At 43.6% G+C, this 21,224-nt stretch carries 17 protein-coding genes; 11 read left to right on the forward strand and 6 right to left on the reverse strand.

Annotated elements, in window-relative coordinates; translation table 11 throughout:
- Positions 1 to 75 precede the first annotated feature (75 nt).
- From SY85_RS18740 to SY85_RS18750, 3 genes are all read right to left on the reverse strand, one after another.
- Positions 76 to 1,110: a M48 family metallopeptidase gene (locus tag SY85_RS18740; protein WP_066406467.1), complete on the reverse strand. Its 1,035-nt coding sequence runs from the start codon at positions 1,108 to 1,110 to the stop codon at positions 76 to 78.
- A gap of 1 nt (position 1,111) precedes the next feature.
- The gene (gene serS, locus SY85_RS18745) at positions 1,112 to 2,380 is read right to left on the reverse strand and encodes a serine--tRNA ligase (RefSeq protein ID WP_066406470.1); all 1,269 of its coding nucleotides are present in this window, start codon (positions 2,378 to 2,380) and stop codon (positions 1,112 to 1,114) included.
- A 638-nt stretch (positions 2,381 to 3,018) separates the two neighbouring features.
- Positions 3,019 to 3,468 carry a GNAT family N-acetyltransferase gene (locus SY85_RS18750; protein WP_066406471.1) on the reverse strand — a complete coding sequence of 150 codons (450 nt, stop codon included), beginning with the start codon at positions 3,466 to 3,468 and terminating at the stop codon, positions 3,019 to 3,021.
- 124 nt (positions 3,469 to 3,592) lie between these two features.
- Here SY85_RS18750 and SY85_RS18755 point away from each other — a divergent pair, with 124 nt between their 5' ends.
- From SY85_RS18755 to SY85_RS18780, 7 genes are all read left to right on the forward strand, one after another.
- The gene (locus SY85_RS18755; RefSeq protein WP_066406472.1) at positions 3,593 to 3,937 is read left to right on the forward strand and encodes a hypothetical protein; all 345 of its coding nucleotides are present in this window, start codon (positions 3,593 to 3,595) and stop codon (positions 3,935 to 3,937) included.
- 19 nt (positions 3,938 to 3,956) lie between these two features.
- Complete coding sequence (locus SY85_RS18760; protein ID WP_226998903.1) at positions 3,957 to 4,529, forward strand: peptidylprolyl isomerase; 573 nt, start codon at positions 3,957 to 3,959, stop codon at positions 4,527 to 4,529.
- Positions 4,478 to 4,648 (forward strand): peptidylprolyl isomerase, encoded by a 171-nt coding sequence (locus SY85_RS26090; protein WP_226999098.1) that lies wholly within the window; start codon positions 4,478 to 4,480, stop codon positions 4,646 to 4,648. Before SY85_RS18760 ends, SY85_RS26090 begins: the two co-directional genes overlap by 52 nt.
- 400 nt (positions 4,649 to 5,048) lie before the next feature.
- Positions 5,049 to 5,426, forward strand: coding sequence for a glycine cleavage system protein GcvH (gene gcvH, locus SY85_RS18765; protein ID WP_066406473.1), 378 nt, complete (start codon positions 5,049 to 5,051; stop codon positions 5,424 to 5,426).
- A gap of 72 nt (positions 5,427 to 5,498) precedes the next feature.
- Positions 5,499 to 6,035 carry an RNA polymerase sigma factor gene (locus SY85_RS18770; protein WP_066406476.1) on the forward strand — a complete coding sequence of 179 codons (537 nt, stop codon included), beginning with the start codon at positions 5,499 to 5,501 and terminating at the stop codon, positions 6,033 to 6,035.
- Complete coding sequence (locus tag SY85_RS18775) at positions 6,036 to 6,818, forward strand: anti-sigma factor (RefSeq protein WP_066406478.1); 783 nt, start codon at positions 6,036 to 6,038, stop codon at positions 6,816 to 6,818.
- A 282-nt stretch (positions 6,819 to 7,100) separates the two neighbouring features.
- Entirely contained in the window at positions 7,101 to 7,469 is a 369-nt protein-coding gene (locus tag SY85_RS18780) for a VanZ family protein (RefSeq protein ID WP_066406480.1), read from the forward strand.
- 505 nt (positions 7,470 to 7,974) lie between these two features.
- Here the strand turns inward: SY85_RS18780 and prfA are convergent.
- On the reverse strand, positions 7,975 to 9,039 hold the full coding sequence (gene prfA, locus SY85_RS18785) for a peptide chain release factor 1 (protein WP_066409983.1): 1,065 nt from the start codon (positions 9,037 to 9,039) through the stop codon (positions 7,975 to 7,977).
- Between the two features lie 296 nt (positions 9,040 to 9,335).
- Here prfA and SY85_RS18790 point away from each other — a divergent pair, with 296 nt between their 5' ends.
- Positions 9,336 to 10,496 carry an amidohydrolase family protein gene (locus SY85_RS18790; protein ID WP_082886594.1) on the forward strand — a complete coding sequence of 387 codons (1,161 nt, stop codon included), beginning with the start codon at positions 9,336 to 9,338 and terminating at the stop codon, positions 10,494 to 10,496.
- Here SY85_RS18790 and recO read toward each other — a convergent pair.
- Both recO and porZ read right to left on the reverse strand, forming a co-directional pair.
- The gene (gene recO / locus SY85_RS18795; RefSeq protein ID WP_066406482.1) at positions 10,488 to 11,225 is read right to left on the reverse strand and encodes a DNA repair protein RecO; all 738 of its coding nucleotides are present in this window, start codon (positions 11,223 to 11,225) and stop codon (positions 10,488 to 10,490) included. The two genes, SY85_RS18790 and recO, sit on opposite strands and share 9 nt — an antisense overlap.
- Positions 11,226 to 11,507: 282 nt before the next feature.
- Positions 11,508 to 13,787, reverse strand: coding sequence for a type IX secretion system anionic LPS delivery protein PorZ (gene porZ, locus SY85_RS18800; protein WP_066406483.1), 2,280 nt, complete (start codon positions 13,785 to 13,787; stop codon positions 11,508 to 11,510).
- A 271-nt stretch (positions 13,788 to 14,058) separates the two neighbouring features.
- Here porZ and SY85_RS18805 point away from each other — a divergent pair, with 271 nt between their 5' ends.
- From SY85_RS18805 to SY85_RS18815, 3 genes are all read left to right on the forward strand, one after another.
- Entirely contained in the window at positions 14,059 to 16,392 is a 2,334-nt protein-coding gene (locus tag SY85_RS18805) for an efflux RND transporter permease subunit (protein ID WP_066406487.1), read from the forward strand.
- A 196-nt stretch (positions 16,393 to 16,588) separates the two neighbouring features.
- Positions 16,589 to 19,741 (forward strand): SusC/RagA family TonB-linked outer membrane protein, encoded by a 3,153-nt coding sequence (locus SY85_RS18810; RefSeq protein WP_066406489.1) that lies wholly within the window; start codon positions 16,589 to 16,591, stop codon positions 19,739 to 19,741.
- A 17-nt stretch (positions 19,742 to 19,758) separates the two neighbouring features.
- Positions 19,759 to 21,210 carry a RagB/SusD family nutrient uptake outer membrane protein gene (locus SY85_RS18815; RefSeq protein ID WP_066406490.1) on the forward strand — a complete coding sequence of 484 codons (1,452 nt, stop codon included), beginning with the start codon at positions 19,759 to 19,761 and terminating at the stop codon, positions 21,208 to 21,210.
- The last annotated feature ends 14 nt before the right edge of the window (positions 21,211 to 21,224 follow it).

The following is a 21,224-nucleotide window of genomic DNA, read 5'->3' on the forward strand; positions in this document are numbered from 1 at the left end:
GAAAAAGATGATGCATGAAAAAATCAGCTTAACAATTGTTTAGCGCCGTGTTAAAAGAAAGTAAAGGGCTACCTGCTATTTTTTTAACTGAGTAAAAAGCGTTTGTAATGTAGCGTTAGTAGACGAAGAACCTTTGCAATAAGATAGCTTTTGAATATGTTGAATTCGGTTTTCCAAATCTGGATGACTGCTTAACCACTCATAGGTAGTGTTACTGGAAGCAGGTGTTTCTTTCTTCAGGAGTTGAAACAAGCGCACAAATCCATCGCAACTAATATTACGATCGGCTAACAGCTTGGCGCCATATTCATCCGATTCCGTTTCCAACTCACGACTGTAGGACAACTGTTTTATATCATCAGCGTTTTGAAGTAATACGTTGCCCGCTACTGTTATATCGCCCATCAGCAGTGTAAAGAATACCTGTGATGATAGTTTGCGGAACATGCTACGTAGCGAATGCCGTTTTTCCACATGCGTATATTCATGTGCCAGCATAGCTGCCAGCTCTTCGTACGATTGCATGCCTTTCAGGAGCTCGTCATAAACAACAATATGACCGCCTGGCATGGCAAAGGCATTCGGGATATCGCTCTTCACTACCGTGATCTGTATGTTGTAGGCAGATGGAATCTTTAGTTCATCAAAAAAGCTGTTGATATAGGCTGTCTTGGCTTCATCAACAGTAAAGGTGCCGCGCATGGACTGGTACATCTGTTCACCCAATTGCGTCTCGTAAGAGATCGGTACTTTATTGGCCATGCTGGCTGCCAGGCGGGGCAGGGCAAAGAAATAGAACAGTATTCCTACGGCCACCATAATCACCAGCAATTTCAAAAGCGTGCTGCCTCGGTGTTTGTGAATGGAGCCCGACTGCTGTTGTACAGCCTGAGTCAGTTCGTGCGAAAAGCTATCAGAATGAAGCGAGATGGTTTGTTGAGGATAGCCGGGATAAGAAAACCGTGTTGGCTCCAGCTTCATGATCTGGTCGTAGTACCAATAGGTTTCTTTTCCCGGCTCTAATTGTATGATCAGCCGATGTTTATCTAATGAAAGCGTTACCAGCGTTTGCTGGTCGCCATACTCATATGTAGCATTAGCTGTCGTCACCTTAAATCATTTCGCTGCCAAAATAGCTTTGTAACACCGGTGGCAGCAGAATGCCATTTTCTGTTTGGTTGTTCTCCAGCAAGCACGCTAATATGCGTGGTAAAGCCAAAGAACTTCCGTTTAGTGTATGTACCAGTTGTGTCTTACCATTGCTATCCTTATAGCGAGCCTTCAAACGGTTGGCTTGGAAAGATTCGAAGTTAGAAACAGAGCTAACTTCCAGCCATTTTTCCTGCGCGGCACTATAAACTTCAAAATCATAAGTCAGCGCTGAAGCAAAGCTCATATCCCCGCCGCACAAACGTAAAATGCGATAATGTAGTCCTAATGACTGAACCAGTTTTTCTACATGCGCCACCATTTCATCCAATACTTCGTAGCTGCGCTCGGGCTGAACCACTTGTACAAGCTCAACTTTGTCAAACTGGTGTAGGCGATTCAGTCCGCGTACATCCTTACCATAGCTGCCGGCCTCACGGCGGAAGCAAGGCGTGTAAGCAGTCATTTTGATCGGCAGGTCTGCTTCTTTTAAGATCGTATCGCGGTAAATATTGGTTACCGGTACTTCGGCAGTAGGGATCAGGTACAGGTTGTCAACCGTTACATGATACATCTGTCCTTCCTTATCAGGCAACTGGCCGGTACCATAAGCAGAAGCTTCATTTACCATTAGCGGTGGCATATACTCGGTATAACCAGCCTGTGTATTATAGTCCAAAAAGTATTGGATCAAGGCACGTTGCAGCTTGGCACCCTTGCCTTTATATACAGGGAAGCCACTGCCGGTAATTTTGTTACCCAGTTCAAAATCAATCAGGTCGTATTTCTTTGTAAGGTCCCAGTGTGGCACTGCAGATGCAGGAAGTTCAGGTTTACTGCCACCGGTACGCACTACTTCATTGTCTTCTGGAGTTCTACCCTTTGGAACCAAAGAAGATGGTAGGTTGGGAAGACGAAGCAATAGATCGTTAACTTGTTTTTCTTTCTCGTCCAGCTCTTGTTGCACCGGACCTAGAACCGTTTTCAGCTGCTCTACTTCTTTCTTTCTATTCTCCGCCTCTTCTTTCTGGCCTTTGCCCATCAGCATACCAATTTCTTTGGACGCTGCGTTGATCTTGGCTTTGGTATCATCAAACTGAAAGGTCAGTTTCTTACGCTCATCATCTAGGGCAATGATCTCGTCTACCAGGTTCGGCTCACTAAAATGCTTTACGGCTAAACGTTCTTTCACCACTTCCGGTTGGCTACGCAAAAAGGCTATCTGCAACATATTTCTTCTTTTTGTAGAGTATTTGTAGTGCGGCAAAGATATGGCTAAGAGAGGCTAGGAGGAAAAAGAGATAAAGAGAGGTTTTTAGCACAGAACAAAGAAGAAGAATATTGAACAAGGAACAAGGAAGGATGAATATTGAAGGAAGGAAATGTTCAATGCTCAACGTTCAATACTCAATGTTCAATGAAGAGAGGAGGAGGATAGGAGGATGGTAGGAGCCGTAGTGAATGTGTAGTGCAGGTAGGGGGCTTTTTCTGTGCAGTTGGTACGGACTTACCTACAGAAGAGGTACAGACTAGGTACAGACTAGGTACCGATAAGGTACAGAAAAGGTACTAGAGACTAGGTAGGGCCTACGCATGTCCCCGGTCCGCCTAGGGCGGAGAGCACCTACGCTCTGGAATCCTATTATCAAATTCCAAATTCCTCTAATCTGTAGCCACTTACCGGGAGAGTTAAAGGGGATATCCTCCTCTAGTAGTCCACTACTGACTCACCACTCATTACTCTTCCCTTTTCACGTCTCACTTCTGGCATTTCACGATTTCTCACCACTCACCACTCACCACTCACCACTGACCATTCACCATTAGCTTTCTTTCTGTGGACTGTCGTCTGTAGACCGTGGACTCATCTCACCGCTCGCAGCTTTTCTCTTTATAGATCCCTGGCCTATGCACCTGCATCCACGGGGTTATGGAAGAAATGGGCTCAAAGCCAAACTTCTCATACAGCCCATGCGCGTCGCGCGTGGCCAGCAAAAAGCGGCGGAGACCCTGTAGGGTAGGGTAGTTCATGATCACTTCCATCAGCCAGCGGCTTAAACCCTTACCACGGTAATTCGGATCAATGAATACATCGGCCAGGTAGGCAAACGTGGCTTCATCACTGATCACACGGGCAAAGCCTACTTGCTGCTCTCCGTGAAATACCGAAAAACAAAGGGAGCCTTTGATAGATTTTTCAATAATGGGCTTAGATATACCCTCAGCCCAATAAGAGTTAGTTAAGAACTGGTGGGTGTAATCGACATCAATCTTTTCCTTGTCTGTGGTAATGCTATAATCATCTTTGATCCATTCCATAAAGCGGTACTATTTGATTATTCGTTAGGGCAAACGCAGGTGCTTGGTCTTCACATACAGGTCCTGCAATTCACTGCCACTTTTTCTCTTTCGTCTCCTTCGTACTCTTAGCTACCTTTGTGGTATGCAATTTAGTGATGATCTACAAAGCCGCTGGTGGAAATTGGAAGAAAAGCTAATGGAACGATTTGGCAAAAAGCCCGATGTGGAAAGCATTCTCTACCTGATAGGCATCCAGGAATTTGGTGAAATACGAAAGAAATTTTCGAAAGAACAGAAGCAAGACCTTATGCATATAGCCGTTTGTACGTTACTGTCACCCAGTGGCTATTACGAGCTATCGCATGTGGATGAAGACGGCTGGCCGCACTTCACGCAATTGAAACCCATGCCCAACATGATGCCACACGAGCAGGAGAATTTCTTAAAAGACCATATCTTACTGTATTTTCAAAACCTAGACTATTAAACAAACATACGTACCTACTATGATAAGACTATTCATGCTGACAGCATGCAGCCTATTGCTTGCAGCTTCCTCCTTTGCCCAGCAAGATGTTAAGCTGAAAAAGAAAGACCGCAAGCGCGATATTGAAATGGTAACTACAGAAGGTACCATTGTATTACGCTTATCAGACTCTACTCCTTTACACCGCGACAACTTTCTACGCCTGGTGAAATCAAAGTATTATGACAGCGTGTTGTTTCACCGCGTTATCAAAAACTTTATGATACAAGGTGGCGATCCGGATAGCAAACGTGCTGCTGCGGGAGTAGCATTAGGAGAAGGTGGTCCCGGGTATACAATACCAGCCGAATTCCGGACAACATTATTTCACAAGAAAGGTGTGCTGGCAGCAGCCCGCGACAATAATCCGGAAAAGGCCAGCAGCGCCAGCCAGTTCTATATTGTGCAGGGAAAGAAGTTTACTGATGCCGGCTTAGACTCTGTAGAAACGTTTCGCCTGAAAAGAAAACTGCCCGCAGATCAACGCGAGGTGTATAAACGATTGGAGGTACCCCACACCTTGATCAGAACTATACGGTATATGGTGAAGTAGTTCGCGGCCTAGACGTTGTAGACCGCATCGCTGCCGTACCTACCAGTCGCACACCACCCGACCGTCCTGTTACCGATGTACGTATTATAAAAGCACGATTGGTAAAAAGGAAGAAATAGTTGGAACCACGATTTGGGGAGATTATTGGGATTAGAGGAAATGGCTGATGTGAGGATGGCTGATGACTGATTTAGGTTGAAAGGTTAACAAGTTGAAAAGTTGACAAGGAAGGGAGAGTGATGAGAGAGAATGTTCAATACTCAATGATCAACTCGAAATGTTCAATAAAGAGAACATGAATTGATAATAAAAAAGCACTCCAATTACGGAGTGCTTTTTTATTATCGCCTATCATTTCTTTGCGTCTTTGGACCTTTGCGCCTTTGCGAGAAGCCTTCTCCTTTTCTCTGTGCGAAATCCTTCCTCAGCGCCCCGGTGCTCCCCGCGTGAAACCAAATCAGCAATCTTCAAATCAGAAATCAGAAATTCCGGTTAATATTGCAGCTTCAAACGTCAAATATGAACTTTCCAGAAAATTTACGGTACACAAAAGATCATGAATGGATTCGCGTAGAAGGTGATGTAGCCATTATTGGTATTACTGATTTTGCACAGCACGAATTGGGCGATATCGTATATGTAGAAGTAGAGACCATTGGCCAAAGCTTAGAAGCGGGTAGCGTATTTGGAACAGTAGAAGCAGTAAAAACAGTTTCTGATTTATACCTGCCTTTAGCTGGTACGATCACAGAACTGAACCCCAACCTGAATAACAACCCTGAGCTGGTAAACTCCGATCCATATGGCGAGGGTTGGATGGTGAAAATGAAGTTGAATAATGTTGCTGATGTTGACACATTGATGGATGCTGCTGCCTACCAAAGCCTGGTGAGCTAAGCCATCAATCTGTTTTTCAATAACAATCGTATATCCACAGCATGCCCTGTCCATTGCTGCCCAAGACCTACGTTGAGCGTTAGAACCACATACACCGAGCAAGAACTGGTATCTCTTTTACAACAAAAGGACAACCAGGCTTTTAGTTATCTCTATGATAACTATGCTGGCGCCTTGTGTGGAGTGGTAAAACAAATTGTGCTCGACGATGCCTTGGTCAGCGATGTGGTGCAGGAGGTCTTTGTCAGCGTTTGGCGTAAAATTGATAGTTACGACCCGGCAAAAGGGCGCCTGTTTACCTGGATGCTGAATATTGCCCGCAATGCTGCTATTGATAAAGTTCGCTCACGGAGCTATCAGGCCGGATTGCGTCAGCAATCCATAGAAGGGAATGAGTATTCACTTCCAGCAGTGCGGCCCGGCATTGATGATTTTGGACTGAAGCGTGTGATCCAAAAGCTAAAAGAAGAGCAACGACTGTTGATTGATCTGTCTTATTACCAAGGTTATACGCACGAGCAAATAGCTAAAGCACTGAACATACCGTTAGGTACAGTGAAAACGCGCTTGCGTAGTGCATTGATCCAGTTAAGAAACTTATTACAATAAGTGAACGTAAAAGAGTACATAGCAAGTGGTATTGTAGAAAGCTACGTCTTAGGACTGGCTTCGGATGCCGAACGGCAGGAGTTTGAACACGCCTGCAGCCAGTACCCCGAGGTAGCCCAGGCCCGGAATAGCTTTGAACAGACACTGGAGGCGAAGCTTTTACGGGAGGCTATTCCACCTCCGGCGGGGTTAAAGGCCAGGATTGAAGACCAGTTGTTCAATCAACCTGTTATGCAGCCAATGGAAACGCTGGAGACTCAACCGCCAGTACGTTCTATTGGGGCCTGGAAATGGGTAGCAGCCGCTTCTGTAGTACTATTAGCCGGATCTTTATATTGGGCCTTTAACACCCATACAAAGTATCAGGAGCTACAGGAAGCCAACCGCCAGCTGCAGCAAAACCTGAATGAATCTACCGCGCAGCTCAACGAGATCAAAACTGAGCAGGTGCTGTTGCACAAATCAGGTATGAAGATGACCGCCTTGCAAGGCACAGCCCATTCACCGGCATCTTTTGTTACTGTGTATTGGGACACCGCCAGCAAGGATGTCTACATGATGATCAATAACCTACCCCAACCTGCTGCTGACCAGCAGTACCAGTTGTGGGCCTTATTAAATAATCAGCCAATTGATTTGGGCGTATTTGAAATGCAGCAGGAAAAGCTGCTGGTGCGCATGAAAAATGTACAGCAAGCCCAGGCTTTTGCTATTACTCTTGAGCCTAAAGGCGGTAGTCCCAGTCCTACATTAGATAAGATGTATGTAGTGGGTAAACTTTGATAGTTGTACAAATTTTCCAACGTAATAATAACGAGGCACTTTTTCAGGTGCCTTTCTTTTTGGGGATAGTGAATCGTTAAAGATTATTGGTTAAAAGTTATCGATAATCAACACTGATTATCATACTCTTTAATGTACAATAACCCTTTTCACGTTTCACGAAAAATCACTCACCTTCTCGTGCGTACAGTCTCCCTTACTGTGGGCTGTCGTCTGTTGACCGTGGACTTATTTCTTACGTTTCACGATTAACAATTCACTTCCTAACCCTTATTTTGTGTTATGATAGTTTCTGTAAAGCTGCGCTACACCATACTCACGCTCTACTTTATCACCATGTGCATTTTATTTACCTTGCCGGGGTCGGCTTTTCCCCAATCCGGATGGATGGGAAAGGTTTTCTTTGATAAGTGGGTGCATATTGGCCTTTTTAGCCTTTTTACCTTCCTGATTTGCTGGGCTATGCAGATTAGCCTCAAACGGGGGATGATGACTGCATTTTTGGCCGCCGTTATTTATGGGATCTTAGTGGAAGTTGTTCAGGATCAATTCATTCCTAATCGTTCATTTGACCTGGGCGATTGGGCTGCAGATATTGTTGGCAGTTTTATCGGTATTTGGTTTTGGAACCTGAAGTATATAAAAAAATAGACCCCTGTGGAAACAGGGGTCGCAACCAAAACTAACTGCTTATGAGAAAATTGACTGCTTTATGTGAGAAAGTCTTTATATGTATTACAAAATAGGTGCCAATAATTTTTTAGTATCTGTTAATGCTTTTCAAAACCTGTTGCAAAATCCTAAAGAACTACCGACACTTATAATTTAGAAAAGACTGTGCCAGTTTTTATTTATGCTTTGCTAATGAATGATACGGATAGGGTATTGGGGATATACCTCCACAAGAAACAATTTAATGTGTAAAAAAGCAATACACAATTACTCAGTAAAGCACATAAACGTTAGTGTTAGAAAAATCCATTGGGCAAATGATTGAGTTTCAATTGCTATGTATTAAATGGAATAGATTGAATAGGTAAAATTTACGATCTGAGGTTAAATAATTAGCCCCTTCTTAATAGAAGGGGCTAACCGTTAAAACAACTTTAAATCGCAAACTTTACACTTTAAGTTAGTGGCTTTTGCCTGGGTTCCGTTAATCCTGCTTCACCATCTTCTCTGCGTTTTCCGCAAATTGAAGTGCATCAATTAATTCCTGGATATTACCATTCAGCACATCCGGTAAGTTATATAAGGTTAAACCAATGCGGTGATCAGTAACCCGACCTTGGGGAAAATTGTAAGTGCGGATCTTAGCACTTCTGTCGCCACTGCTCACCAAAGTCTTACGATGGCGGGATATTTCCTCTTCTTGTTTTCGTACCTGTTCTTCGTAGAGTTTCGTCCGCAACATTTGCATGGCTTTTTCCCGGTTACCTAACTGAGAGCGTTCTGTTTGACAAACTACTACAACACCTGTTGGTACGTGGGTCAAAAATACCTTGGTCTCTACCTTGTTTACATTCTGACCACCTGCACCACCACTTCGCGCGGTTTCCATCTTTACATCACTTTCCTTTAATTCAAAATCCACTTCTTCAGCCTCTGGCATCACTGCTACAGTAGCCGCACTGGTATGTACACGGCCGCTGGCTTCCGTATCGGGCACACGCTGTACGCGGTGTACACCACTTTCAAATTTCAATGTACCATATACATCATCACCTGTTACTTCAATCTGGGCTTCCTTATAGCCGCCCACTGTACCTTCATTTTCACTCAACAAGGCCGTTTTCCAACCACGTTGCTCACAATACTTCATATACATGCGTACCAGGTCGCCGGCAAATAGCGAAGCTTCATCACCGCCCGTTCCGGCACGGATCTCCAAAATAGCATTTTTCTCATCCTGCGGATCTTTCGGAATCAGCATCTGGCGGATAGAGCCTTCCATCTTCTCCTTCGTTATTTCAATTTCCGGCAATTCTATCTTAGCCAGCTCACGCAATTCTTCATCACTTCCACTCAGAGCTTCTTTGTAGAAATCCACATCATCCAACACCTTACGGTAATCACGGTAAGCATTTACAATCTTTTCAAGGCTGCGGTATTCCTTGCTCAGTTGCCCAAACTTCTTGTTATCGGCAATTATTTCAGGGTTGGTAAGTGCAACACCTAAATCATTAAAGCGGGCCTGTATGGCGTCGAGTTTATCTTGCATAAGAAAAATAGGCTGCAAAATTACATATTTGCAGCCACGATAAAGGTATTTTAGAGCCTGTTTAAGATTTATATCAAGTTGTGCCACGGTTGCAGCAGGTTTTGAATATCAGTAAAGGCAGCTTATAACCGTGGCACAACTTGCTCCAATAAACAGAATCTAAATAAATAATAGAGGAGTGCCACGGTTATAGGCGGTATGTACAGGCTTTTAAAACTCGAGGTAACCGTGGAACTCCTCCTAAAAGGAGCTATGGTAATCAGGATCTAAAATCGTAAACAGCTCTAAGTCATTAAATGAAGATGAGAAAACTGCAGGCCGATTGGCTTTTTGATGGATATACCCTACAAAAAGATAAAATATTGATCTTGGATGAGGCGGGAGCCGTACTGGATGTAATTACTTCACTAGCCCCAGATAATGAAATAGAACGGTTTACCGGCATCTTGATGCCCGGTATGATCAACTGCCATTGCCACCTGGAGTTAAGCCATTTAAAGAACAGTATTGAGCCTAAAAAGGGATTGGTAGACTTCCTGCTATCCGTCATCCGCTTGCGCAAGGATAAAGATGAAGAACAAGCCAAAGCTGATGCAATAGTGGCAGCTGAAAAAGAAATGTATGAAAATGGCATTGTGGCCGTTGCCGATATTGCCAATACCGCTGATTCTGCAGCTACTAAAAAAACTAGCCTTATACAATGGCATACACTGATAGAAGTGATCAACCTTTGGGACGCCAATCTTGAGCAGGCTTTTTCAAGATTCCAAAGCGTACAGCAGGTGTTTGAAAGGGCCAACCTGAAGGCTGTTATTACGCCTCATGCACCTTATAGTGTTAGCGCAGCCACCTTTAAGGCCATCAATGAAGCGACAGCTGGGCGTGTGATATCGGTGCATAACCAGGAAACCGCGCCTGAGAATGAATTGTTTGAAAAGGGAAGTGGTCAGTTTCTGGAGTTCTACGAGTTGATCACCGGTAAAGCTCATAGCCCTTTTGCTACCAGCGGAAAATCCAGTTTGCAAACCTGGCTGTCTCATTTTACCAAGGGACAAACTATTATACTGGTACATAACACCTATACGCAGGAAGCCGATATTATATGGGCAAAAGAACATGCCGCAGCGCATGGGCTAAAGCTGGTATTTTGTCTCTGTCCCAATGCTAACCAATATATTGAAGACCGCTTGCCTCCTGTAGATCTGTTGATCAAGCACAACTGCCATGTGGTGTTAGGAACCGATAGCTATAGCAGCAACTGGCAATTGAGCATCGCTAAAGAGCTAGCCATTTTGCACGAACACTTCCCTCAAGTACCATTAGCTACTTTGCTGCAATGGGCCACCAATAATGGTGCAGATGCAATAGGCTGGGAACGTTTGGGTTTATTTGAAAAAGGCAAAACGCCAGGGGTAGTACTCTTGCAATCGGATTTTAGTGTGCAGCGCTTAGTTTGAAATTTCGCGCAGTACGGGTAGTGTACGCATGGTGCCAAAATCGGGTACATGCAAAGCATAATAACCCTCCAGCGCGGTTAAGATTCGACGACGCATATCCTGGTTCAGTTTTACATCTTCCAGCTCACTGGGTTGCATCACTTTTAAAATATGTGATACAGCTTCTGCTTCGCGGTCTATTAGATAGTATGAATGTTGTGGCTGTTCTTCTGTGAATACACCTTCCTGCAGGTCCAGGTAGTGCTTTGCTTCTGTATATTCATCATTGATACGGAAGCCAAAAAATACAGCTAGATGTAAGGCAATAAATAAAGGGAAATTGGCTGTTACAGTAGGTGAGGCTTCATCCAGGTGCAGCAAGGCATCTTCTATAAAATAAAAAAGCTCGTTGTTTGGTTCTGGTTCTTTCAGACACTTGTTGAGCAGTTCAATAGCAAACAGCGCTACGGCGTTTTTGAATATATCAGAGAACAGGTGCTGGTACAAATAGGACCATTTGTATTCCTTAATGCGCTGCAGGTTTTTAAATTCATTCTTGTACACTACCAGTTCCAGTAAAGAGGCCGGCTGGAAATAAGCGCCTTTAGCAGTACCTTTTTTTGATACCTGGCGGATGCCATTTACCAAATAGGATTGCAGGCCGAACAACTCGGTAAATACAGACACAACAATGCTGGTCTCTCCAAATTTCACCGTGCGCAATACAACGCCTTTTGTTTTATGAACCATAAATCACTTCCTTGAACCAATTTAATCCTTTCAACGTGTAAATAAGATGACAGTTGATAGATGACAGTTGACAGCACCCAACAATCAATTTTTCTTTCTTCTTCCCTCATTATTCAATATTCCTTGTTCGTTATTCTCTCTCTCTTGTCAATCTGTTACCCTGTCAACTATCCCCAGTCCTCTGTCAACTACGAACACCTCGGCTGTTTAGCTTACAGCTTGTAGCATGCAGCTTGCAGCCCTTTTCACGTCTCACGTTTGACGTTTCACGCTCCCACCTCTCTATTTAGCTATAAAAACAATCTTGCCAGCTGCGCGCTCCTGCTGCTGTTCGTCGGTTACTAATACCAAATACACGCCAGTGGCCACGGGTTGGCCTTTGGCGTCTTTGCCATTCCATAGGGCTTGCCCTCCCAACGAGCGGGTTTGATACACCAGCCTTCCGTTCAGCTCAGTGATCTTCACTGTACTATTAGCGGCCATTCCTTTTATGGCAATGACACCACTAAAAGTAGGCGGTACAGGATTGGGATAAATAAACAAGTCTTTCTGCATCACCGTGGCTTCAGTAGCAGTACCTCGATACGATACTAAGCCTTTGGCTGTGGCGATAAAAACATCGCCGGTTGTCCCATCTACAGCTATCTGTTGAATATCATTACTGGGCAGCGGACTGTTAGTTTCTGTAAAGCGTTGCAGTACTTTATCGCCTTCAGCACTGATCAACCATACACCATTGCGTGTACCAATCCATTTGCGGTCAGCACCATCTACAGCTATCGCTCTTACTTCTTCTCCTTTAAATAGATAATTAGCAAAATTGCCTTGCTGGGCTACTGGTAATATGGCCTCGCAGCCGGTAGTGGTGAAGGCATCAAAAGGACATTGAATAATACCAATGCCATCATTGGTGCCTACCCATATATAACCGTTTTTGTCTTTGGCTATTGTGAGCACTTCATTACTGGGCAGGTTGCCATTGCCGCGGCCACTGCGGTACAAGCGCCACAGGTCGTCGGTTTTGTTGTCCAGCGTGTTATTGTGTTGGAGCAACAACAAGCCATTGCCCGGCGATACGATCCACAACTGGTTGACATCGTCTATTAATAGTTGTGATACCGCATTATTGGTTAAGACGTATGGCGATGTAAAGGATTGCCAGGTGTTATCTTTTTTTAGCACATGCAGGTACGTTGCAGCGCCTGTGTTGGAAACCCAAAGATTTTGCTCATTGTCAAAGACCAATCCATTTATGCGAATGCTGGTTGGATCACTGACAGTACCACTAAGGGGCGCCTGCTGAATAATGTCAAATTGATTGTTGGACTTAAAGTGCAGTAGCCCTTTGCCAAAAGAGCCAATCCAAACTGTTTCATCGCGGGGATCGATGGCTATAGAGGCTAGGTCGTTAATACCTGCCAAAGCAGGGTGGGAGAGCTGGCTAATATTATGCCATTGCCTTTCCTTATACAGGTACAAACCAGCGGGTTTGTGTAAGGGATCTCCTATGTTGCTGGTACCGCCGGCTGTAGCATATAGCGTACTGGCATAGGCGACTAAATTGCCGCTAACTACTTGAAGAGGAGCATTAGGTTGGTAGGGTTCTACTTCGGTTGCACTAAAGCGTGATAGACCTGAGGTGGAGTCAGCTACCCATACCATTCCATTATTGACGAGTGCTTTTTTAGGAATAGCCGTAAACAACGGATGCTGAACGTTTCTGTAAGTTGTACCATCGCTGTTTAAAACAACTACCTGGTTGTTGCCAGCATTCTTCTGTGTTACTGCCAGCTTATTTTCTGTTGTATTGATAGAAGTAATGGCAGACCCATTTTCAAAGAAAAGATTCCAGCTTGAGCCATTCAGTACAAACAGCGAGTCGTTTTGCAATGCAATGATTTTACTATTGAGATTCACTACGCCCTTACATGCTGTTGCCGTTAATCCATTGTTGCCAGAAAGGAATTCCCAGGAGTGATAATCGGCTGGGTTAGGATTTGTTACTGGTGTGCGTTTAAGTCCTTCTTCTGTAGCAGCATAAAAAAAGCTGGCATCCTTGGCTACCATGTAAGTAGTTACATAATGGCCGTTATTACCGATGATCCAGGAGTCTCGGATCTCATACTTGTTGGCATCCAGCACAATAACCCCTAAGCCGGTAGATGCATAACACAGGTTATTGTCTGTAAAAAAATGGTGAATGGTTTTATCGTGATTGACCGTTTCTCTTTTTAATTCAGGAATATTGATAATACCTTTTGTGGTGAGCACATCAATGTTGCTGCTGGTATAGCCAATCCACAGTTTTTGCGAAAGCTTATCAAATTGTATAGTGCTGATACCCGTCTCGCTGAGTCCAGACACCTTGCTGAACCGCTCGATTTCTTCACTGGCCAGGTCCACACTAAAAAGGCTAAAAGGGGTAGCGGCATATATCCTATTAGTAGAAGCTGTAACATCGATAGCTATACCATAAGGTAGGTGTTCGCGCCAGGTGCCAATGGCAGGACTTTGAGCAAAAGCTTTGGTTACCAATACAAAGAAGAGTAGCAGATATCTCACTGCTCAAAAATATCAAAGCTTAACTAAACCATTGCGTTAAAGCTGTTTTATAGTAAAAATGAAAACTATGATGCCGCTATTCTCTCTAAACCCCTAATTCCCAATACCTTTATTATTCTCCCTTGTCAACTTATCAACTTGTTAACCTGTCAACCCTCTCTCAGCTCACAGCTAAAGCTCACCGCTAGCAGCTTTCATCAGCTAATCTTCACATCAGCTAATCAGCTAATTATCCTTTTTCCGTTTCTTTGTTAGAATAAAAAATAGGCCTATGTGGAAATCCTTTGGAGAAGGTGTATTGCGTTACCGCTTGCCCCTGTCAATACTTTTGATTGCGGCTACGGTATTTATGGGCTGGCATGCCAGCCAGGTAAAACTGAGTTACGAGTTCTCCAGGGCTATTCCTACCGATAATCCCAAATACATTACGTACCAGAATTTTAAAAAGCAGTTTGGGGAAGACGGCAACCTGCTGGTGATAGGCGTACAGACCCAGAATTTTTTTAAGCCGGGCTTCTTTAACGATTACAGGATTTTACAGCAAAATATCAAAAAAGTGACAGGCGTTGAAGATGTGCTGAGTGTACCCGCGGCTGTTAATCTTATTAAAAACGAGGCTACGGAGAAGCTGCAGCCAACACCTATTTTCCGGGATACTGTTTTATCGCAAAGCGAGTTAGATAGCAGTGCCGCTGCTTTCTATAACCTGCCTTTTTACCAAGGGTTATTATATAATCCTCAAACCCATGCCTGGCTAATGGGGGTGCATGTGAACAAGGATATTATGTCCTCGCCCAAACGTTCGGCGCTGGTAGAAAAAATTGTGCAGCTAACCAATGCGTTTGAGGTTAAACAAGGTACCACCGTTTATTTGAGTGGACTTCCTTTGATCCGCACCATGATGGCCAATAAGATACAGCGGGAAATGAAGTGGTTTACCCTGATTTCGCTGGCCCTGTCTGCGTTGATCCTGCTGTTGTTTTTCCGCTCCTTGAGTGCCATGGCCTTATCGCTGGCGGTAGTTATAATAGGGGTGATCTGGAGCTTTGGTACCATGCACTTGTTAGGGTATAATATTACGTTGCTGACTGCCCTGATCCCGCCATTGATTGTGGTGATTGGGATACCCAACTGTATTTATTTTTTAAACAAATACCACACAAGCTATAAAGCAACGGAAAATAAACAGGAGGCCTTGGTACAGATGATTGCCAAGATGGGGGTAGTAACCTTGTTTTGTAATATAGCGGCAGCCATTGGCTTTGCCGTTTTTGCGCTTACTAAAAGCCAGATTCTAAAAGAGTTTGGGGTAGTGTCTGGTATTAATATCATGCTACTGTTCTTCATTTCCTTGATATTGATTCCTGCAGTATTAAGTGTTATGGCTGTACCCAAAGCGCGCCATGTAAAGTACCTGGAGTCGCGCCGTTTGCAGCGCTGGCTAGATAGGTTAGAAGGCTGGTCGCTGGATCATCGCAAGACGATTTATGCGGTTACGGCAGCCGTATTAGTAGTAGCCATACTGGGTATTTTCCGTTTAAAGAGTGTGGGATATATTGTAGATGATCTGCCTAAGACCGATAAGATCTATACTGATCTGAAGTTTTTTGAAACACATTTTAGAGGGGTAATGCCATTGGAGATTGTAGTAGATACCAAAAAGAAATATGGTGTGTCGCGTAACCTCAATAACCTTAACCGGATCGATACTCTTACACAATACCTGGCCTCCCGGCCATATATTGGCAAGCCTCTAACTATTACAGAAGGATTGAAATTTGCCAAACAGGCTTTCTTTGAAGGTGATAGTTTGAATTATACGATGCCTTCGGAGTATGATCTGCCGGCACTGGCACAGTACCTGCAAATGAAACAGGAAGCCGGTACATCCAACTCGTTCACCAAGCTGGTGAATTCCTTTATGGATAAAGACCGTCAACTGGCACGTATAAGTGTGAATATGCAGGACGTAGGCAGTGCGCGACTACCGTTGATCTTAGACAGTATACAACAGCAAACCAATCGTTTATTCGACACGGCCAAGTATAATGTACAACTAACAGGTAGCTCTGTTACCTTTTTAGAGGGTAGTCGCTATATCATCAATGGACTTAAAGAAAGTATTTTCTGGGCATTCCTGCTCATTGCGCTATGTATGTTGTACTTATTCCGTTCTGGCCGTATTTTATTATGCTCGCTGCTACCCAACATTGTGCCGCTGGTCATTACGGCCGGTGTTATGGGCTGGGTAGGCGTGCCGCTGAAACCTTCAACAGTATTAGTGTTTAGTGTGGCACTGGGGATAGCTATAGATATTACCATCCGGTTTTTGGTCAACTACAAGCAGGATCAAAAACAGATAGCTGATACCAAGCAGAATGTAATTCAAACCATTCATTCTACAGGGCTTAGTATTATATATACCTCTATTGTATTAATTGCCGGTTTTATAATCTTTTGTTTTAGTGGGTTTGGAGGTACACAGTCCCTGGGCTGGTTAACATCCTTAACACTTGTGGTGGCTACGGTTGCCAACCTTACCTTGTTGCCAGCGTTGTTGATTTCGTTGACGCCATCACGTAAGGATGTACGACAGGGTTTCTAGGTATATATACTTAGTACATGTTAATAATGGTTAAAAAAAAGCTTTTCTTTTTTTATATTCGGTGCAGCAGGTTATCCTGCTTATATGTCTTTTTATCCATTGTATTTACCATTAATCCATTTTTTGGTTTTTGGGGATGTGGTAAAAGACATAGATCATATGGTTTTTATTAACTATAGATAAATCTACATTGCACATGAGGAAATTTCTACTGCTAGGCGTAGTGGCTTTGCTATGCACGCTACAGGTATGGGCGCAGCGCGCCATTACCGGCCGGGTGACCGACGACAAGGGCAACCCGATCCCCAATGTATCCATTCAGGTAAAAGGTACTAACGTGGGTACCGTTTCCAAAACTGATGGTACCTATACTTTAACAGTACCAGCTAACGGCAAAACAATCGTTTTTTCATCCGTTGACATGGGTACGCAGGAAGTGAGTATTGGTAGTCAAACAACCATCAACGCTTCGCTACAGTCTGCAGACAAGAATTTGCAGGAAGTAGTAGTAGTAGGTTATGGTACACAACGTAAAACAGAAGTTACAGGTAGCGTATCCTCTATTGCAGGTAACAAACTTCGTGACCAACCACTACAAAGTTTTGAACAAGGTTTGTCAGGTAGAGCCCCAGGGGTGAATATTTCTATCCCCAATGGTGTATTGGGTAATGCACCCATTATTCGTGTAAGAGGGGTAAACTCTATTTCACTTAGTTCTTCTCCATTGATCGTAATCGATGGTGTTCCTTCTTTTTCTGGTGACGTAGGTAGTGGTGCTACAGCCAGTAACTTGTTGGGCGACATCAACCCTTCTGATATTGAAAGTATTGAAGTGTTGAAAGACGCATCTGCTGCAGCCATCTATGGATCAAGAGCATCTGCGGGTGTAATGTTGATAACCACAAAGAAAGGCCGTCAGGGCCGTGCCCGTGTTACCTATGAAGGTTGGGCCGGATGGACCAAGCCTTATAACGTAGTAGATGTATTGAATGCGCAGGAATTTACCGATCTGAAAAATGAAGGATTAGTGAATGCTGGTACAGCGCCCAATGGTACCACACGTGGCTTCTATACCATGAATGACGCTAACGGCAACCTTATCGATACCCGTTGGTATGATTACGTTTATCGTACAGGCTTTGCTCAAAGCCATAGCCTCTCTGTTTCTGGTGCAAATGATAAGACCACTTATTATTTCTCAACTGGCTTTACTGACCAGGATGGCATGTTTAAAAACAATGACTATAAACGAATGACTGGTCGCTTTACGTTGGATCATAAAGTGACAGATGCCATCACTATTGGTGGTACATTCAATTATACCAGTACCAATACCTCTGGTCTGAATACGGGTTCTACAGGTGCGGCTTTCAATACGTCAGGTGCTGCACGTCTTGCTTTTGGTCTGGCACCAAACGTAAGCCCTTATAATGCAGATGGCAGTTATAACATCAATACGACATCTAACACCATTGGTCAAGGTGCTAATAAGTCAGCACTGGCATTTACCAATGCTGTTATGTTGTTAGACATGGATAAGTTTACAACAGCCAATGATCGTGTACTGGCTAACATTTATGGACAAGTTAAGTTGATCAAAGGCTTAAACTTTAAAACTTTATATGGTATCGACAACCTGAATAGTGTTAGTGAAAGCTTCCAAAACGCTATTCATGGTGATGGTAATAGTACTGCCGGTAATGCTACTAATACCTTGTTACGCCCTCGCCGTTGGAACTGGCAAAATACATTGAACTATGATACGCGTATTACCGACAATCATGGTTTGAATGTGTTAGTGGGTGCTGAACAGCAATACACTAAAAATGACAACTGGGGTGCTAGCCGCAGAAGAGTGTCTGATCCTTTCTTTAATGAATACCAAGGTGGCTTCACTGAGATAGTGGCTTCTGGTAATGGCCTATCAGAGAACTTCTTACAGTCTTACTTTGGACGTGTTAACTATGACTACAAACGCAAATACTTCCTTTCTGGAAATATTCGTCGTGATGGTTATTCTGCATTTGCCAACAAATGGGGTACCTTCTATGGCGGTTCAGCAGGTTGGGCTTTATCAGAAGAAGGCTTCTGGAACTCTTTAGGAATTGATAATGTTGTTAACACCTTCCGTCTGCGTGGAAGCTATGGAAAAGTGGGTAACTTCTCCGGTGTAAGCAGCTATGCATACCAAAGCCTATATGGTTCTGGTCTTTATGGTTCTTATGCGACAATCGGATTTAACCAAGCTGGTAATAGAAACCTGACTTGGGAAAAAAGTGCTAAACTCGATGTTGGCTTTTCAGCAACAATGTTGAAGAATCGCTTAAATGTTGAATTCGCTTATTACAATAATGACATTACAGATTTGATCCTGAATGAGCCGCAAGCTCCTTCAAGAGGTGTTCCTGGAAACTCTATTGCGGCGAACATCGGCAGCATGGTTAATAAGGGTATTGAATTAAGCCTGGGTGGTACTGTTATTAACAAGAAAGACTTCTCCTGGAACTCTAGCATTAACATTACTACCGTTAAAAACGAAGTAACCTCATTAGCTAATAATAATGCTGATATCCTGGTTGCTACTGGTGGTTTGGAATCTCCCTCTATGATACGGGTAGGAGAGTCTATTGGTAGTTTCTTTGCTGTTCGTACAGAAGGTGTTAACCCTAATAATGGACAAAGAATCTTTGTTCTTAACGATGGTACACGCGTGCAATACAACCATGCGGCTGCTTCTGCCAGCAGATGGACACGTGTTGATAATGGAGCCGTATCCCGCGCTGCCAGCCAGGCGGTAGACGGTGTTATCGTAGGACCTGCACTTCCTCGCTTCTTTGGTGGTTTTGACAACACAATCAAGTATAAAGGCTTTGACTTTAATATTCTATTGTATTACAGTGGTGGTAACTATGTATATAATGGATCAAAAGCTGGTTTGCATGACAACCGTAACTGGAACAACGCTAAAGATGCGTTGAACCGTTGGACAAAAGCGGGTGATAATGCAGAATGGCCTCGTGTAGTATTTGGCGATAATATATCTAATGGTTCGGGTATTGTAATGACCAACAATATTGAAAAAGGCGATTTCATTAAAGGACGTAATATCTCTTTGGGCTATACGCTTCCTAAGAATCTAGTAGGAAAAGCTAAAATCAATAGCGCAAGAGTATATGTTGCTGCATTGAATGCCTTTACTATTACTAAGTACTCAGGTTTTGATCCAGAAATTCAAAGTAATAGCGGTGGCGGTACTGCAGACCAGGTAGTTAACGCTGGACCAAGCGTAGATAGAAACGCAGCGCCTTTGGCTCGCACGATCAATGTTGGTATCAATATCGGATTTTAATCATTAAAGGGAAAAACATGAAATTCAAAATATTAGTTTTTATAACCGTTGTCGGCTTAAGTGCATGCCGAAAGGAATTATTAAACCCCATTCCACAAGCATCTATATCGGATGCGGTTGCCTTTGAAACTGCAGACCGCACATTGGCTGCCGTACAAGGGATGTACTCTAGCGTAAAGTCAGGTGCCTTCTATGCTGGTCGCTATTATAACTATCAAGACATACGCGGTGAAGAATTTATAAATGAAACGGCCAATGGTGTAACCAACCTACAAACGTGGAACTTTACTGTTAATTCAGGCACAAATGAGGTGAATAACTTATGGAATGCCGCATATGCAGCAATTAATCGTATCAACGTAGTGTTAGCGGGTGTTGACAAATCTCCTATTAGTGATGCTTTGAAAAATCAATACCGCGGCGAAGCCCGTTTCCTGAGAGCCTTAGCTTATCATTCATTGGTTACCATTTATGCACGGCCATATACAGATGGTAATGGTAGTAAACCCGGCGTAGTTATCTATACTGAGCCTCAAACCAGCCAGGGTGACAGTAAGAAGGAGCGTTCTACAGTTGCTGAAGTATATACTTTAATTCTGGAAGATCTAAACTTTGCAGAAGCAAACCTGCCGCTTACAAATGCTGCTCCTCCATCAGAGTTGAATGTAGTGCGTGCTCATAAAAATGCAGCTATAGCATTGAAAACCCGTATATATCTGCACATGGGACGTTACAATGATGTAATTACCGAGGCAAACAAAATTGTAACAGGAACTACATCATTTAAAGCCGGTACTGGAGTACAACATGAGTTGAATAGCGATGTTGCTGCAGTGTTTAGAAGTGGATTAACGTTGGAGAATATCTTTTCCTTCCCATTCACTTCTGCAGATTTACCTGGTACGCAAAACAGTTTGAACTCTTACTATAGTCCAGGTTCTTCTACTGCTTGTACAAGCTGTAGCGGTACCGGAGAGTATTCTTTGAATGCCACTGGCAATGGTATCGTAGCTAACACCGGATGGACAGCTACCGATGCACGTCGTACCAATTTTGCCCAAACTATTGGCACAAAAACATGGTTACGTAAGTGGACAGCAAATGGTGACTATGTACCTGTTATTCGCTACTCAGAAGTATTGCTGAATCTGGCGGAAGCGTTGGCCCGTACCAATGGGTTGGATGCAAAAGCAATCGCCTTGTTGAATGCCGTTAGAAAGCGTTCCGATGCAAGCACTACGCTGGCCCCAGCTACACAACAAGCACTGATAGACGCTATTCTGATAGAGAGAAGAATAGAGTTGTTAGGTGAAGGTTTCCGTTCAAGAGACCTGATGCGTTTAGGTATGGCTTTCCCAGCCAAGGGAACCATTGGCGCGGTTGGATATAACGAAAATCTGTATATCTGGCCTATTCCTTCCGGTGAGGTATTGGTAAATACAATTATCGATCAGAACCCCGGTTATTAATACCGGTAATAGAA

The sequence above is a fragment of the Flavisolibacter tropicus genome, assembly GCF_001644645.1.
Lineage (GTDB): Bacteria > Bacteroidota > Bacteroidia > Chitinophagales > Chitinophagaceae > Flavisolibacter > Flavisolibacter tropicus.

Excerpts from the sequence above, each read along its gene's own strand:
- serS (WP_066406470.1), bottom strand. The coding sequence starts at position 2,380 with ATGTTGCAGATAGCCTTTTTGCGTAGCCAACCGGAAGTGGTGAAAGAA.
- SY85_RS18750 (WP_066406471.1), bottom strand. The coding sequence starts at position 3,468 with ATGGAATGGATCAAAGATGATTATAGCATTACCACAGACAAGGAAAAG.
- SY85_RS18755 (WP_066406472.1), top strand. The coding sequence starts at position 3,593 with ATGCAATTTAGTGATGATCTACAAAGCCGCTGGTGGAAATTGGAAGAA.
- SY85_RS18760 (WP_226998903.1), top strand. The coding sequence starts at position 3,957 with ATGATAAGACTATTCATGCTGACAGCATGCAGCCTATTGCTTGCAGCT.
- gcvH (WP_066406473.1), top strand. The coding sequence starts at position 5,049 with ATGAACTTTCCAGAAAATTTACGGTACACAAAAGATCATGAATGGATT.
- SY85_RS18780 (WP_066406480.1), top strand. The coding sequence starts at position 7,101 with ATGATAGTTTCTGTAAAGCTGCGCTACACCATACTCACGCTCTACTTT.
- prfA (WP_066409983.1), bottom strand. The coding sequence starts at position 9,039 with ATGCAAGATAAACTCGACGCCATACAGGCCCGCTTTAATGATTTAGGT.
- SY85_RS18790 (WP_082886594.1), top strand. The coding sequence starts at position 9,336 with ATGAAGATGAGAAAACTGCAGGCCGATTGGCTTTTTGATGGATATACC.
- recO (WP_066406482.1), bottom strand. The coding sequence starts at position 11,225 with ATGGTTCATAAAACAAAAGGCGTTGTATTGCGCACGGTGAAATTTGGA.
- SY85_RS18805 (WP_066406487.1), top strand. The coding sequence starts at position 14,059 with ATGTGGAAATCCTTTGGAGAAGGTGTATTGCGTTACCGCTTGCCCCTG.
- SY85_RS18810 (WP_066406489.1), top strand. The coding sequence starts at position 16,589 with ATGAGGAAATTTCTACTGCTAGGCGTAGTGGCTTTGCTATGCACGCTA.
- SY85_RS18815 (WP_066406490.1), top strand. The coding sequence starts at position 19,759 with ATGAAATTCAAAATATTAGTTTTTATAACCGTTGTCGGCTTAAGTGCA.